The organism is Armatimonadota bacterium (genome assembly GCA_013314775.1).
Classification (GTDB): Bacteria; Armatimonadota; Zipacnadia; order Zipacnadales; family JABUFB01; genus JABUFB01.
In genome coordinates this window covers 538503-553532 of record JABUFB010000008.1, presented here as the reverse complement: position 1 = coordinate 553532, position 15030 = coordinate 538503, and the positions used below count along the sequence as shown (strand labels likewise).

Here is a 15030-nt window from a genome sequence, read left to right as displayed (position 1 = left end):
GCGTCAGTACCGACCAAACACCTGCGCCGCTTCATACATGGCCCTCACGTGCTCCACGGGTGTGCACGGGGCCATATTGTTGGCGGCGATGAGCACGAACTTCCCGCCGTCCATGATGCCCGACTCGCAGATCTCCTGGACCTTAGCGCGGATTGCCGACTCCGGGCCATCTCTTAGCAGCATGACCGTTGGGCCGCCGAAAATCTGGACATCCGGCCCAAGCTCTCGTCGCACTTGCCCATGATCCACGGGGAAGCCGGTGTCGAAGCTGGTAACGTTCATCTCATCCCGCAGAATGGGGAAGAAGCGTGTGGCGTCGCCGCAGAGGTGGACGCTCTTGGCGCCGCCGTCACTAAACTCCTCCGCCAGGCGTTTGTGATACGGCAGCACGAACTCCCGGTACTGCTCCACCGAAAGCAGGACGATGGCATCGTCCGCGAACCCGTAACCGGGGCGCTTGAACTGGCCCCTGTCCGGCGAGTCCGGATGCCTCTCCCATCTCCACTGGCGGATGGCTTTCATACGCCGAATGAAGCAGTCAGTGATGAAGGTCATCAGGTCGTGGTAGTAGTCCGGATCCGCGATCATATCCATACAGACTTCAGCGGCCCCGCGCAGCTTGTAGGCGGCGTCGAGCGGGCCGTCATTGCTCTCGCCGGGGATGGTGACTGGAGGGTTCACTGGAAGGCCCTGGAACTCCAGGTTGCGGCAGCGGTCGTGCATGTACTCGTAGAACTCCATAGCGCGCCCCAGAAGACCGCCCCGCAGGGGGTCCGGGCACTCCATCTCGTACAGCCTGTGCTTGTCGTGCTTCAGGATTTCCACCGTGTCGGGGACTGCATTGCCGTCGTAGTGCAAGGGGCAGCCGAACCAGCCTGCATCGTAGGAGTTCTGGAAGTCGACGTTCAACGTCCAGCCGCCGGCGGGCGGGCCCATCTCCCGGTCGCAGATCACGTGATTGCGGTACCATGCCTGGTAGGCAAGCTGACACTGGATTTGCGCTTCGGGGTCGGTGAAGAAGTCTTCGAAGGTGTATCCGGTGTCGTTGATGGCCGAGTTCTGGATGAGATTGCGGATGCTCCCGTGAATGGACACCGGCACGCGCGTGGGCTTGCCATCATAGTAGGCCTTCCACACTGCGGCGACTTCTTCGTTGTGTCTCGCGAAATCGGGTGGATCCTGAAGGTACCAGGACATGGGATTTCCTCTCTCCGGCGCGAGACCCCGCTGAGCCCGGCGCCCAGTCACTTTGCCACAACGTCGCACTCTGCGACGGGTTTGGCCGCCACAGCCACCGGGTTCAGCGCCATATAGATGCAAGAGCCGATGATCAAGGCGGAACCGATCAGGAACTCGCCGGTGTATGGCTCGTGGAAATACAGTACGCCGATGGTCGCGCTCATCACCGGGGCAATGAGACTGATGAGGCTGCCCTGCGATGCCCCGGTGTGCTTGTAGGCGTAAGTCATGGAGAGCTGCCCCGCTGAAGCGAACACACCGATAAGCAGCAGCCAGAGCCACTCGGTGGGCGTGGGCATGACCCAAGCTCGGGTTGCCGGGATGGCGACGATCGCCAGCCCGAAAACTGCCTGGGACCAGAAGATATTGGTGGACGTGTCTGTGGCGCGGCACCGGGCTACGCAGATAACCGCGACGCCGCTCAGGAACCCGGAGAGTAGCGCGATCCAGTCCGCAGGCCTGAAAGTAAGGCTCTGCACGCCGCAGAGTATCACCGCCCCGAGCATTGCCGCGAGAACCGCCGCCCACTGCAGGGGCCTCAGGCGCTCGCCAAGCACTGGGACGGCCATGATCGCGGCGAAAACAACGTAGGTATAGCTGAGCATCTGGGCCTTCGCGAGGCCCACGTTCTGGATCGACCAATACAGCAGGATAACCGCAATCCCGCCGATGACGCCGCGGCCAAGAAGCCAGGGCCAGGCAGTCCAGCGGGGCCTGTCGCGGCCGGTTGCGAAGATGGCGAGACACACCAGTATGCCGATGGCGAACCGGGCCGCCACCATGATCAGTGGATTGACCGATGCCACCCCACGCACCATGGCCGCCATCAGCGAGAAGATGACTGCCGAGGCCAACATGAAGATGATTCCGCGTTGCCTGTCAGACACCGGTGCGAGCCTCGTTTGGATTGCGCGCGGGTCACGTCAGGGACGCGTGACCGATGTAGTGCCAGCTATGCGCCGGATTGCACCCTTGCACCTGCTGACAGGACGAGATGGCGATATCTCCCATGGCGCCTGTCACGGGCGAAGCGGCGGCCACGCGACCCGGTCAACAAGAAGTGCCCCGAAGTCTCCGTATAGCCCGGTGGCCCAGGCGATGCTTGCTGGTTGCAGTTGCTCGAGCAACGCGGGATCGATCAGCGCTTCCCCAATGATTTCGCCATCCTGCAGGACCCGGAGCCTGTCGCGCAGCAGCACGCATTGCAGGACCGTGGGGCCGGGCTTCCACGAGACCCGCGCCGACAGGTGTCCGGGCCGCGTGCATCGCCACACGCGACCGTATTCCGCGTACACGTCGTCGGTCAGGAACGCGAGGTTCGGGTCTCGCCTGCTGGGGCCTTTCGCGGATGTTGCCACCATCAGTGAGTCACGCCATGGGGTCATGCTGCAGATCCGGTGGCCCCACTCATTGATCACCATCTTCGCCCCTGTGGCCTCGTTATAGTCGCGGATCTCTTGCTCCCATGGGTGCGCGACCTTGTCGGTGAGCTCAGGCTGCGTGAACATCCGCCGGGCGAGTAACCATTCGCCTGAATCACGGTCCAGCCGCCAAAGCTCGGCCCAGGGCCAGACGCCGGCATACAGCTCCCCGCCGTAGATCATGGTGGTCTGGGCCTCACGCGCCGAATCCGAGACACCGGGCATCACCGGGGGGAAGTTGGGCAGCTCTGTGATTTGCTGGCCGTCGTATTTCAGGAGACGCCCTGTGGGGTAATGCCCGAGATACAGGTCACCGCGGTAGTTGACCATGGAATAAACCTGGTAACTGGTGCCCGGGACATGCTCCCGCAGGATACGCCATTTGCCATCGCTGAAGATCGCCACCGTGCCCCAGTTGGACACCGTGAGCACCTGGTGGTTGAGTTGGCCCCAGACGAATGTCGTCTCCGACTTCATCGATGGGGAGACTGCTTTCATGGCGCTCACGTCGGCCTCGGACTGGCCGGGTCTCCAGGGACAGGCGCAGATGTTCGTAAATGCGCTTTCTCCCGTTCCGCCACGGTGGTAGAAGAACAGGTGCCCGTGGGCGTAGTAGAAGTTTGAGTACGCACCTGTTTCGGGCCGTCCGAGGATGCGGGCGCCGTCGTACCACGCCTGGCCGTCCTGGAACACAAGGAGCTTCCCGGCCACCCGCATGAAGCCATCTCCAAAAACATGCCGCTCCGGGTCGAGAAGGTCATCATCCACCCAGGCCCCTGAGGAATCGTCCCACCGCCGAAGCCGTTTGTCGTGGGCGTAGGTGTAGGCGTACAGGTGACCATCCAGGTCCTGGATTGAAGTGTGGGCAATTTCGGTTGAGCGCGGCAGCAGTTCCCAGTGCGGCTCGACTGGCTTTTCGGGTCGCACATAGAACTGCAGGCCGTACCGGTCGGTGCGGACGCAAGTGTTGTAGATGTCAGGGAAGCCCGCACCGATGATTGGCCGCCCATCAGCATTGCGCACCTCAAACAGGGTGCCAAAGCTCTGCCCCGTGTCGCCGCTGAAATCCACAGTTGCCGTGGCGGAGAACAGCGTATTGGGCGCCTGGGCTGAGCCGGCACATGACCAACCCAGCATGAACATCACCATCCAGAGCTTCGTAAAGGTCGAGAGCGGTCGCGGGGACATGGCGATCACCCATTCGGTCGCGCTTGAGATTGCATTGCCCGCCGGCTACTGCCCAGCTGGAAGGATGAATAGCCTTCCGTCGCCAGCATCCAGTGAGATCTGCAAGCCGTCCATCGCCGGGCTGTCGTCGATGACCGGGGCGATCTGTCCGGTCATCGGGTCGACCTCGAGTACCTCCGCAGCCGGTGCATCGAACTCCACGGTGGGCCAGGACGTGTAGCGGTACTCGTAGTTGTTCAGCAGCACGGCGCGTCGCCCGTCCTCATGGCGGAATACACCCACCAGAAAGTCGCCCTTGTGGCTGGGGGTGATATTCCGAATGGGCGTTCCTGCCAGAAGCTGCGCCGCGTTGCTGTCGGGTGGAATCCGGACCACTTTCTCGCTGGTTAGGGCCATGAGGGTCGGGCCCAGTCTCTTCAGGCCTGCGTTGATGCGCTGGGCCTGATAGTAGTGCCGGCCGCGACGACCGTCCCTGTGGATAATGGCCCCACCCTTGGGGAATTCGCCCCCGGCGGGCGTGTAGTAGCAGAAGTACAGGACGCCCTTCGCCCCGTAGGCCAATGATGTAAAGATCTGCCAGCGTAGGCCGCCCTCGGTCAGGTCCATGTGGGGGCCGTAGGGCATGGTGTTGAAGAAGTTCCAGAAAGGCACGCCGTGCTGGAGCGCATACTTGCGCATGACCTCGAGATTCGCGCAGTAAGACGACCGGGTGTCGCCGTCGGGGTGCAGAATCGGGTAATGATCCATGCTCAGCACGTCAGGGCTCACGATCTGCATGAAGGACGCAACGTGCTCATCATACGTGTCATTGCCAAGCTGCGCGGCATTGGCGTAGTTGGGCAAAAGGTTGATGTATCCAAAGCGCCCGGGACGCGCAGCGCGGATCGCGGCCACGCGCTCGGCCAGTTCGGGGAAAAGCCGGGAGTTGGGCTCATCCACTATCTGATAGCCCCAGCAGGCCGGGGATTCGGGCAAAGCGTCCGGCGCCACGCCATGGCTCCAGACTACCGCGCGCAGGTCGTACTTCTCGCAGAGCTCGAGTTGCCGCTTCACCTGCTCGGGCGTGCGGGCGCCGAATCCGCCGATGACAAGGGTGAAGTTGGCCTCGGCAATTTCGGCGTATCGTTCATCCGCGCGGTCATCCATCGGCGGGTCTACCCAGAATCCGATGGCAAAGCGGTCCTGCTGGAAGCGTTCCTGGGCTGCAGCGGGGACGGTCATGGTGAGACCTCCGGCGATGATGGCGCAGCAGGTGAGCGCGGCGCAGGTTTGTGCCTTCAGATGCATGGTGGTTCCTCGAGGTTCGCCGGTCAGCGACCGGCTCGGTGGTACGCTGGCATCGCAAGTTTCGACAGGGACAGTGGATTGACCTGTGTGCTTCGCGGGAAGACGTTTATATGGGGCCATTGCGCAGAGCCTGACCGCGGTCACGGATAACTATGTTTGACGCGGCTGATAAACGATATATAATCAGTTTAGATAGAAGTCGAGATGGAGGGATTGGCCATGGTAACCACACTCTTTAGACATTCCTCAGGGTCGACTCTGGTAGCGCTCTTGCTCGTGCTCGTGTCGCCAAGTCTCTCGCTCGCTGATGAACAGGTCCCGCCAGAGGCTGCGTCTGCCGAGGGCGCCGTCGTTGCGGCTACCGAGAACGCGCCGGAGCCTGAAAGGCCGGTTGCGCCGCCGGTGGTACTGGCCGAGGGGGAGCCGCCCTTGACGGATGTCATGGTCTCGCATTTCGGGAACTTCCTGGAATGGACGCTGGATGCTACGCTGACCCAGCAGCAGCGGCTGGAAGTCCGGCAATCCCTACTTGCGGCCTGGCAGGACAAAGATGCGGAAACGATCACGAGTACCGGTGATATCGTGTCGCTTATGGAGCAGTTGCCGACGCTTTCAGAAGCAGACCGGAAGCTGCTGCGTGAATCGTTGAGCCATGAGTTACTTAGCGGCGCCCGGGCAGCGCCCCAGGACCCCGGTAATCAATGGCTCCTCGGCATCTACGACGCGGCCCACGTTCCTCTCGCGCAGGGCAACCCGCCGCTGACCCGCCAGGTGACCGATGCCCTGGTGGAGATGGTCGTGTTCATGGTCGCTGAGGCAACCGGCACAGAAGGGCTCGCCGCGACTCCGGAGATGAGGGATGAGTTTGCCGCAGACCTGGCTGCTCAGTGGCCTGCGCTCGCACCCGAGGAGCAGGCCGAAGCGTCCAAGCTGCCTATCCAATGGGCTGCGCTCCGAGTTGTGTGGCCGACTCTGGACGAAGAGCAGAAGACGCAGTTGCGAGCCTCGTGGGCTGAGCAGTTCAAGCTCTCTGCGCCCCAGGAGCCTGCTCAGGACGAACAGGCCGAGGCCCCAGCCGACACGGCAAACGACAGCGCAACGCGAATGGAAGACCTGATGAAGCAGCAGGCGCTGCTCGAAGCCCAACGGCAGAGCTTCCAGGTGATGAGTAACGTGCTGAAGATGAGTGCAAATACGAGCACGATCATCAGCAACAACATCGCCGGGAATAGTTGGGAATGGCGCTACTGACGCCTAAAAGAACCAGTGACTGAACGCAATCTGCACCATTGTGGCAACTGGCCTCCAGTTGCCACAATGGTTTCCAGGCCTGCGAGGTCCTGACAGCAGCGACAGAGAAACAGGCGCACAAGATTACGCGCGTAGAGCCGGCCTAGCCGCAGGCGCCCGCTATGAATCAGACTGCTCGGAGAGTCACGCATGAGGTTCAGCCGATATGTGGGAATTGATTACAGCGGGGCAAGAGCGCCGACATCGCGCCTCAGAACCCTGCAGGTGTATTGCGCTTCGGACGGCCTGCCCGAGAAGGTCTTCGCGCCCTTCAGATCGGCGGACCAGCGCCGAAACTGGTCGCGGCAGGAGATCGCCGATTGGCTGACTGATCTCGCATTGAGCGGCGAATCATTCATCGCGGGACTGGATCACGGCTTCGGCTTCCCGGTGAGCTACCTCAGGCGCTACAAGCTGAGCAGTTGGGGACATTTCCTGGACGACTTCGTGGAGAACTGGCCTACGGACGAACCACACATGTACGTTGATCACGTCCGCCGCAACCATCCGCCGCGAACGGGACCCAGCAATGAGCTGCGTCTGTGCGAGAAGTGGACGAGCTCGGCCAAGTCTGTTTTCCGGTTCGATGTGCAGGGGCAAGTCGCCAAGTCGACGCACGCGGGCATTCCCTGGCTCCGGCGCATGCGCGTGGCAGCAGGGGATCGGCTGCACTTCTGGCCCTTCGACGGGTGGGGGGTCCCGGAGGGAAAGTCGGTGATCGCCGAAATGTACCCGTCGATCCTGCGGAACCGCTACCCCAGGGAGAAGCGCAGCACGGACGAGCAGGACGCCTACTCCATCGCGCGGTGGCTGAAGGAGACGTGCCAGCGTGGGTTCATGGGCAGGTACCTCGATCCGCCGCTGACTGATGAGGAGCGGAAGATCGCGAGTCTTGAGGGCTGGATACTGGGGATTGCGTGACGCCTCTGCGGGTGAACCTGCCTGCGCGCGAGTGCGTCTGCCGAGTGGAATCTAGCGGGGCGTCTCCCCGATTTCTAACGTCCGGGAAAGGACTCTCGCCATGGATCGCCGAGACTTCCTCAAGGTGGCAGGGATCGGTGCTGCCGGCATCGGGGCAGCAGCGCTGGGGCTGCGAGGCATAGGCTGGTCGCAAGCAGGCCGCAAGCCCAACATCATTGTTATCCTGGCCGACGACCTGGGCTACGGCGAACTCAGCGTCCAGGGCTGCCAGGACATTCCCACTCCGAACATCGACACCATCGCGGCGGCCGGAGTGCGGTTCACGGACGGGTATGTGTCCTGCCCCGTCTGCGCGCCGACCAGGGCCGGGCTGCTCACCGGGCGCTACCAGCAGCGATTCGGGCTGGAACTCAACCCTGGTCCCCAGCAGCAGGCGGACCCGGATTACGGACTGCCCCTTGATCAGCCCACCATCGCGGAGCGCCTCAAGGGTCTGGGCTATGTCACCGGGATGGTGGGGAAGTGGCATCTGGGCTACAAAGCGGGGTTTCAGCCGCCGCAGCGCGGCTTCGACGAGTTCTTCGGCTTCCTGGGCGGCGCGAACGGGTACCTAGCCGACAAGAGGCCCGCGGACTCGATCCTGCGGGGGACTGAGGTGGTCCCTGAGCCCGAGTACCTCACAGACGCCTTCGGACGTGAAGCAGTGGCCTTCATCGAAGCCCATGCCAACGACCCGTTCTTCCTCTACCTGCCTTTCAACGCAGTCCACGGTCCCCTGCAGGCCCCGGACAAGTACCTGGAACGCTTCGCGCACATTCAGGACGAAAAGCGTCGGACCTTCGCCGGCATGATGGCCTCGATGGACGACAACGTCGGGCGCGTCCTTGACACGGTGCGCCGGCTTGGCCTGGAGCAAGACACACTCATCTTCTTCCTGGGGGACAACGGCGGCCCGACCCCACAGACCACTTCCGGCAACGGGCCGCTGCGGGGAACCAAGGGGCAGACATATGAAGGCGGTATCCGGGTTCCGTTTCTCATGCAGTGGAAAGGGCACATCCCGGCAGGCCAGGTGTTCAGCCACCCCGCGATCTCGCTGGACATCCTCCCGACCGCTGTTGCCGCCGCCGGGGGAACCCTGGCGGCCGACTGGAAACTGGACGGGGTTGATCTCATGCCGGCCCTCACGGGCGCTAATGCCGCTCAGCCCCACGAGAGCCTCTACTGGCGTTTCTCCCAGCAGCGCGCGATCCGGCAGGGCGACTGGAAACTTGTGCGGGGTCCCCAGAGCCAGGCGTGGGAGCTGTACAATCTCGCAGATGACATCGGCGAGACCACTGATCTGGCCGCGGCGCAACCCGAAAAGGCGGCGGAACTGCTGGCGGCTTTCGAAGCGTGGGACGCCGAGAACATCGAGCCTCGCTGGAAAGGACGGACTCCCGCTGCCAATCGGGGAGGGCAGAGGCAGAACGCTGCCGCCCAGCGATTCCGGCAACTGGACAAGAACGGCGACGGGAAGGTCACTGAGGATGAAGTGGGACGACCGAGACTGTTCAGGCAGATGGATGCGGATGGCGACGGCAGTGTGACGCGCGCCGAAGTGCGGGAGTTCCTGGCGAAGCGTCCGGCCGAACAGGCAGGCCAGCCTGAGTAGCAGGTCACAGTCAACACGCCGCACGCAGCCGGAGGTGGAACATGCCCGATCCCCGTGATATCGAGCAGATCAAGGCCGACGCCGTGCGGTACGTGATTCCGCATTTCGCGGACTATGATTCTGTCGCACGTGACCCCAAGGTCTTCGTCCGGGGTGAGGGCTGCTACCTGTTTGACATCGAAGGGAATCGGTACCTGGACACCTTCGCGTCGTTGCTGACCACCATTTGCGGGCACCGGAATCCGGATGTGGACGAAGCGATCCGGCGGCAGTTGGAGGACCTCGAGTTCTTCCCGAACTACGTGGACACGTTCACGGTGCCTTTAGTGCGCCTGGCCAGGCGACTGGCGGAGGTGCTGCCCGGCGACCTGGAAATCAGCTTCTTCGTCAATAGCGGCTCGGAAGCCAATGAGACCGCGATGAAGTTGGCGCGGCAGTACCAGTGGGAGATCGGGGAGAAAAACCGGCACAAGATACTATTCCGGCGCTGGTCATATCATGCAACCACGCTTGGAGCCGGCGCGGCAACCGGTCTGCCCTGGTTCCGCGAGTACTTCGAACCCCTCCTGAGCGAGGCATGCCGCCCCACGTACTCAGCCCGCTGCTATGCCTGTGAACTTGGGCTTGCGTCGGAGACCTGCAATCTCGCTTGCCTGGGGATGATGGAGGACCAGATCAAATGGGAGGGCCCCGACAGCATCGCAGCGCTGATCATGGACCCTTTGCCGGGCTCGAACACCGGGTTTCCGGTGCCTCCTGACGGCTATCTCCAGGGCGTCCGTGATCTGTGCGACAAGTATGGCATCCTGCTGATCTTCGACGAAGTCCAGTCGGGGTTCGGCAAGACAGGGAAGATGTTCGTTTGTGAGCACTGGGGCGTCACGCCGGATATTATGACGCTCGGCAAAGGGTTCAGTGGCGGGTATGTGCCGTTGGGGGCTACCGTGACCACGGAGAAGATATACTCGGTCTTCCGCAGGCCCGGGCACGAGTTCCGCAGTGGCAGCACCTATGGCGGGCATACCCTGGCCTGCGCCGCTACCCTCGCGAACCTGGAGTACATTCTGCGTGAGGGCCTGGTGGAGAAGGCAAGAGAGCTTGGCGAGTACCTGTCAGAGCGCCTCGCCGATCTGCGGGAAGGGCACACGTGTGTGGGGATGATTAGTGGCATCGGATTGCTGAAGGCGCTGTTCCTTGAAGGGAACGCATATGATGGGCGGGGCCTGGGAGCCTTTGTGCGCGACTACTGCTGGGACCACGGGATGATCATGCGCGCGAACGGCAACATTCTCGTGTTTGCCCCGGCACTGGTCATCACCCGGGAGCAGATCGATGAGATGGTAGCTCTGATCGACGAGGCTTTGACGGCGGCGGAAGGGACCATCCGCTCCCCTGCGCGATGAGACCGCTCGGGATCAGGTGGGCCGGCAAAGACCTAGGGGCTGCCGGTGCAGGCCGGCGTGCACCGGCACAAACGGGAGGGTAACCGATGTTCCGACTGTTGCGTGAGCAGGACGTAGAGGTTCTCGCCAAAGGCACGCTGCATGTCCTGGAGCGGGTCGGGCTGCATGTGGAGAACCGTGAGATACTCACCGCCCTGCATGTTGCGGGAGCGAAGGTGGACTTCGACGCTCAGCGCGCGCGCTTTCCGCAGTCGATGACGCAGGCTTTCGTTGATCAGATCCGCGCAGAGGACAAGGCGGCGTGGACGCGATGGATGGCATCGACCGGGGAGAACCTGAAGACGGGCATGTCCGGCTGGACGCCGTATGAGAAGGGGCCTGAGCTGCGGGCTCCCTTCCTTCCTCACCTGTTCCATCAGCTCGCGACCTTCTACTATGACGATGAAATCGAGCAGTCGCGCAAGGGCAACCGAAGAGACTACATTCGACTCATACAGTTCGGGGACATGCTGCACCCCGACGAGGGCAGCGGACACTCACTGATCCTGACCGAAGTCCCCCCGCAGGTGGAACCGTTGGAAGCGGCGCTGTGTCAGCTTGAGTACTCCCACAACCCCCGGGGTGTGTATGTGCAGGATGCCCGGCAGGTCGAGTATCTCCAGGAGATCGAGAGGATCTTCGGGATAGATGACCCCTACTGGCATTGGATGGCGAATATCTGCCCGAACTCTCCTCTGAAGCTCGATCGCGGGGTGGCGCAGCGCGTGGTGCAGATGGTGAAGTCCGGGCTCTACCCGGCGAAGCTCGCGTGCATGCCTGCCGCCGGGGTGAACATGCCTATCACAACGGGCGGCGGTGTGGTGATCATGGCGGCCGAGTTCATCGCTGTCTGGATGGCCGCTCGCGCTCTGGTGTCGGATGTGCCCCTTGCTGGGCTGGTTGTCTGCGGCACCATGGACATGCGCGGCGGCGACGTGTCTTTCAGCGCCTTCGACGCTCTCCGGCGCAGACTGGCGGCGGCCGAGTTCATGCGGGTCTGGACAGGGGTGGAAGTGAGCCCCTCAATCGGCGAGTGGTCCAGCGCCTGCAGGACGGGCATGTTCACGGCGCTTGAGAAAGCCTACGTGGCGATGACGGTAGCCGCGTTTACCGGCTACCACCCGGAGATCGGCATGGGGCACCTGGATTCGGGGCTCGCAATCAGCCCGGTTCAAGTTCTAATCGACCGCGAGATCACCGAAGCAGTCCGGCAGCTCGAGCCCGGCGGGATAGACGAAGAGAGTCTGGGGCTGGAGACCATCGAGGAGATCGGGTTCGGCTTCGACCGGAACTACCTGGGCGAAGAGCATACCTGCCGGTACTTGCGGTCGGAATCATGGCTGCCGGAGTTCTACGGCCGGAGTGGGTGGACGCCTGATGAGGACGCGGCGATCCGGGACCGGGCTTTGCGGAAGGTCCACGAACTCGTGGCCGCGCATGAGAAGCCCAGCGGCCGTGGGGACCAACTGGCCGCGGCCCGAGAGGTCGTCGACCGGGCGCGGCGCGAGCTTTGCGGATAGAAACTGGGGCCGCGGAATACCAGATACCAGCGCCGATGCCGGCTCCGCGGCCCCGTTCTGCTTGCGGGGAAGCTTCGTGCTTCCCCGCGGTCATCTTCCTTGCGGGACGCCGGCGGGTTGTCCGGCGGCGCCGCCCTGGGCCGCGCCGCCCTGCATACCCTGCATCATCTCAGGCGGCGGCTGCTGTGCAGGCATCTTCTTGGGCGCCAGCGACTTGAAGCCGATGAAACCTACGATCAGAACTGCGATGACGATGACGACGATCACGACGGGCTTGCTGACTTCCACGGTCACATCCCTCCCGTATGGGTTGACAGATACGCGGCCTTTCGCCGCGCAGGACCAGCACTGAACCGGGGCTCGCGGCATAGACGCCCGCGCCTAATGGGCCGCGCGATGGGTTACCTGCCTGGCGGCACACCCATTGGCTGCGTGGGCGCACCTCCCGGCGTGCCGCCTCCCGGCGTGTTCTGCATCAGCTGCTGGGGCGCCATGATCTGCTCGGTTGCGTTTGGCTTCTTGGGCGCAAGCGTCTTGAAGCCGATGAACCCAACGACCAGAACTGCGACGACGATGACGGCAATCATGACCGGCTTACTGACTTCCATTATGGGGAACCTCCCGTTCTTGCCTGAGAGATATCCGGACAGCCGCCACGCGCACCTTACAGACGCTGCAAATTTCGACGCCTGCCCCGCGTCCTCCTTCCTGCCCTCCGCTGATGTTTCGCTGGTCTCTCCCGACCACTCGTCACGGGAGAGGTGGTGTGTCATGGACGGCGAACATCGCGGGCAGCAGGCGCAGTTCCATGTGCTGCATTCTTCCGAGGTGTTCGGATTCTGCCGACACTCCGGCAGCCTGGCCTGGAGGGTGAACCATGGGCCAACTCATGGCCGTCCTCGGACTGATTCTGTTGGGAGTGAGCGCGTCGATGGGTGATTCTGTAAAGGCACCGGACTGGGTGCTGGTGAATCGAAAAGCGGATTGGCAGGCTCGGGACTCGCAGGGCGAGTTTGTGTTCGACGATCACCTCTGGATACTCGGCGGTTGGTTTGCGCCGCAGACACCCAATCCCCGGGATGTCTGGAAATCGCCTGATGGCATCAACTGGGTCCGTACCGTGGAGGTGGCCCCTTGGGAACACAGTGATCTGTCGGTAGCCCTGGTTTACAAGGGGAAGATGTGGTTCATGGGTGGCCGGAAGCTGCCAGGAGCCGAAAACAGCAACAAGGTCTGGTCATCCACCGACGGCGCCGATTGGACGCTGGAGTGCGAAAGCGCCGGATGGTGCCCCCGGGTCTCGCCGTCGTTCGTCGTCTTCAAGGACCGCATGTGGGTCATGGGCGGCTCCGAGAACTTCTACGAGGACAATGATCAGACGCTCAAGAACGATGTGTGGTCCAGCACCGACGGGAAGAACTGGGAACTGGAGACCGCACATGCGGCTTGGTCGAAGCGTACCCACGCCCAGGCGGTAGTGTTCGACGGGAAGATCTGGCTCATGGGTGGGGGACGCTGGAGCCCGGAAACCGTGCCCCTGAACGATGTCTGGTGCTCCGAAGACGGCGTCAATTGGACCCAAGTGACGGAAAACGCGCCATGGGCGCCGCGCATGTGGTTCTCACTGGTGGTCTATCGAGGGTACATGTGGGTCCTCGGCGGATGGTCCAGGGCGAACGGCAACTTCGGCGATGTGTGGTGCTCGAAGGACGGAAAGAACTGGACTGAAGTGAAATCCGACGTGATCTGGGACAACCGCCACGAGCTGTCCGCGGTAGTTTTCAAGGACAAGATTTGGGTCTACGGGGGCTATGCGAATGTTCTAAACAGCGAGGTCTGGACGCTGGAGCTTCCCGAAGACTGGTCGCCACGCAGCTGAGGCCGCGCGCTGGGCCTGCGCGGCCCGGGAACAGCCGGTGAACAGGAGGCTGACGGAGATGCCGGATGTGGAACGGCCCGAGCTTCACAGGCTCATGGACGCGCTGGATGAGGCCATCGCCAGTGAGCGGAACCAAGCGCGGCTGAACAGGCCGCCCGGGCCTGCGGTTGTGGTGGAGATCGAAAACCCCATCGCATGGGTCCATCTCTTCCATTTCGATCCCCGGAGATACTTCAATGACCCTGTGTTCAATCTCTGCCAGCAGTTGCGGCAGAAGCTGTGGCGTTTCCGCAACATCGACGATGACTTGCCCATCGACAACTTCGTGCCCGCGTGGCTGGGCCATTACCCCGAGTACACCTTCTTCGGGATGCAAGTGGACGTGCGCTCACACGGCGGACCCGATATCCAGACTGACCACCCACTCACGAAGTCCCCGGATCTTGGGATGCTGCCGCCCGTCGACTTCCGCAACTCCGGATGGATGCCGCGGATGCTTCGCTGGTACGAGGACCTCCGGGAGTTGTCCCTGGACAGGCTGAACATCGGCTTCTTCGGGTGGTTTCGAGGCTGTCTGGACCTCGCGGTGCAGCTGCGCGGGTACGAAAACTTCATGCTGGATACCCTCGAGCGGCCCGAGTTCGTACACGAGCTGATGGCTCTGCTGGTCCGGGAGCGCTGCCGGTGGCATCAGGCGGCGGCCGAGTACCTGGGTGAGAAGATCGGCCCCAGCTTCGTCGCGGATGACTGGGTGGCGGTGCCGTACATTTCGCCCTCGGTGTTCCATGATTTTGTCCTCCCGCGTTACCTGGAAATCGAGGCATTCCACGGCGTGTTCGCGGGCTTCCACTCATGTGGCGACCAGGCACCTTTGCACCCGTACATGCTGCAGATCAAAACCCTCGGGTGCTTCGAGGTCAGTCCGTGGATGGACCTCGCGCAGTCTATGGCGAACTTGCCCTCTGACAAGCACCTGAACCTCGCGGCACACCCCAATGACGTGGTGGTGGACGCTCCGGAGCAAATGGCGTGCAAGCTACAGGCGAAGGCCGACTTGCTCAGGGGTTCGGGGCGGAGTTACACGGTGGCGACATCGGGTCTTACCCCACTTCAGAGTGAGGCGGAGTTTGTCACCCGGGTGAACCAGTGGGTATCTGCAGCCCGCAAAGCTTTCGATCTGTAAGGGGCG

At 62.6% G+C, this 15030-nt stretch carries 12 protein-coding genes and 1 pseudogene; 7 read left to right on the top strand and 6 right to left on the bottom strand.

All coding sequences use genetic code 11. The annotated features are described in order from the left end of the window. Positions 1 to 3: 3 nt before the first annotated feature. The 4 genes from HPY44_09470 to HPY44_09455 all read right to left on the bottom strand — a co-directional run bounded on the left by HPY44_09470 (position 4) and on the right by HPY44_09455 (position 5135). Positions 4 to 1197 (bottom strand): hypothetical protein, encoded by a 1194-nt coding sequence (locus tag HPY44_09470; GenBank protein ID NSW56232.1) that lies wholly within the window; start codon positions 1195 to 1197, stop codon positions 4 to 6. Positions 1198 to 1244: 47 nt separating this feature from the next. Further along, a complete protein-coding gene (locus tag HPY44_09465) occupies positions 1245 to 2126 on the bottom strand; it encodes a DMT family transporter (protein NSW56231.1) in 882 nt (293 codons plus the stop codon). Between the two features lie 132 nt (positions 2127 to 2258). Continuing rightward, positions 2259 to 3848, bottom strand: coding sequence for a hypothetical protein (locus HPY44_09460; protein ID NSW56230.1), 1590 nt, complete (start codon positions 3846 to 3848; stop codon positions 2259 to 2261). Positions 3849 to 3893: 45 nt separating this feature from the next. Continuing rightward, positions 3894 to 5135 (bottom strand): hypothetical protein, encoded by a 1242-nt coding sequence (locus HPY44_09455; GenBank protein ID NSW56229.1) that lies wholly within the window; start codon positions 5133 to 5135, stop codon positions 3894 to 3896. A gap of 219 nt (positions 5136 to 5354) precedes the next feature. Between HPY44_09455 and HPY44_09450 the strand changes: the two genes are divergently transcribed. From HPY44_09450 to HPY44_09430, 5 genes and pseudogenes are all read left to right on the top strand, one after another. Continuing rightward, entirely contained in the window at positions 5355 to 6386 is a 1032-nt protein-coding gene (locus HPY44_09450) for a hypothetical protein (GenBank protein NSW56228.1), read from the top strand. Between the two features lie 189 nt (positions 6387 to 6575). Further along, positions 6576 to 7346, top strand: coding sequence for a hypothetical protein (locus tag HPY44_09445; GenBank protein ID NSW56227.1), 771 nt, complete (start codon positions 6576 to 6578; stop codon positions 7344 to 7346). 100 nt (positions 7347 to 7446) lie between these two features. Continuing rightward, a pseudogene (locus tag HPY44_09440) lies at positions 7447 to 8772 on the top strand (sulfatase). Positions 8773 to 9041: 269 nt separating this feature from the next. Beyond that, positions 9042 to 10403 carry an aspartate aminotransferase family protein gene (locus tag HPY44_09435; protein ID NSW56226.1) on the top strand — a complete coding sequence of 454 codons (1362 nt, stop codon included), beginning with the start codon at positions 9042 to 9044 and terminating at the stop codon, positions 10401 to 10403. An 86-nt stretch (positions 10404 to 10489) separates the two neighbouring features. Further along, positions 10490 to 11962 carry a trimethylamine methyltransferase family protein gene (locus HPY44_09430; GenBank protein NSW56225.1) on the top strand — a complete coding sequence of 491 codons (1473 nt, stop codon included), beginning with the start codon at positions 10490 to 10492 and terminating at the stop codon, positions 11960 to 11962. A gap of 90 nt (positions 11963 to 12052) precedes the next feature. On the opposite strand, the gene HPY44_09425 is transcribed toward HPY44_09430, so the two are convergent. Together HPY44_09425 and HPY44_09420 are read right to left on the bottom strand one after the other, a co-directional pair. Further along, the gene (locus HPY44_09425; GenBank protein NSW56224.1) at positions 12053 to 12250 is read right to left on the bottom strand and encodes a hypothetical protein; all 198 of its coding nucleotides are present in this window, start codon (positions 12248 to 12250) and stop codon (positions 12053 to 12055) included. Positions 12251 to 12363: 113 nt separating this feature from the next. Next, entirely contained in the window at positions 12364 to 12735 is a 372-nt protein-coding gene (locus tag HPY44_09420) for a hypothetical protein (GenBank protein NSW56223.1), read from the bottom strand. 104 nt (positions 12736 to 12839) lie between these two features. Here HPY44_09420 and HPY44_09415 point away from each other — a divergent pair, with 104 nt between their 5' ends. Beyond that, on the top strand, positions 12840 to 13841 hold the full coding sequence (locus tag HPY44_09415; GenBank protein NSW56222.1) for a galactose oxidase: 1002 nt from the start codon (positions 12840 to 12842) through the stop codon (positions 13839 to 13841). Positions 13842 to 13899: 58 nt separating this feature from the next. Beyond that, positions 13900 to 15024, top strand: coding sequence for a hypothetical protein (locus HPY44_09410; protein ID NSW56221.1), 1125 nt, complete (start codon positions 13900 to 13902; stop codon positions 15022 to 15024). Positions 15025 to 15030: the final 6 nt, after the last annotated feature.

Bases quoted from the DNA above. Each gene is read 5' to 3' on its own strand.
- HPY44_09445 (NSW56227.1), top strand. From the start codon at position 6,576: ATGAGGTTCAGCCGATATGTGGGAATTGATTACAGCGGGGCAAGAGCG.
- HPY44_09460 (NSW56230.1), bottom strand. From the start codon at position 3,848: ATGTCCCCGCGACCGCTCTCGACCTTTACGAAGCTCTGGATGGTGATG.
- HPY44_09430 (NSW56225.1), top strand. From the start codon at position 10,490: ATGTTCCGACTGTTGCGTGAGCAGGACGTAGAGGTTCTCGCCAAAGGC.
- HPY44_09415 (NSW56222.1), top strand. From the start codon at position 12,840: ATGGGCCAACTCATGGCCGTCCTCGGACTGATTCTGTTGGGAGTGAGC.
- HPY44_09470 (NSW56232.1), bottom strand. From the start codon at position 1,197: ATGTCCTGGTACCTTCAGGATCCACCCGATTTCGCGAGACACAACGAA.
- HPY44_09450 (NSW56228.1), top strand. From the start codon at position 5,355: ATGGTAACCACACTCTTTAGACATTCCTCAGGGTCGACTCTGGTAGCG.
- HPY44_09420 (NSW56223.1), bottom strand. From the start codon at position 12,735: ATGACACACCACCTCTCCCGTGACGAGTGGTCGGGAGAGACCAGCGAA.
- HPY44_09455 (NSW56229.1), bottom strand. From the start codon at position 5,135: ATGCATCTGAAGGCACAAACCTGCGCCGCGCTCACCTGCTGCGCCATC.
- HPY44_09435 (NSW56226.1), top strand. From the start codon at position 9,042: ATGCCCGATCCCCGTGATATCGAGCAGATCAAGGCCGACGCCGTGCGG.
- HPY44_09410 (NSW56221.1), top strand. From the start codon at position 13,900: ATGCCGGATGTGGAACGGCCCGAGCTTCACAGGCTCATGGACGCGCTG.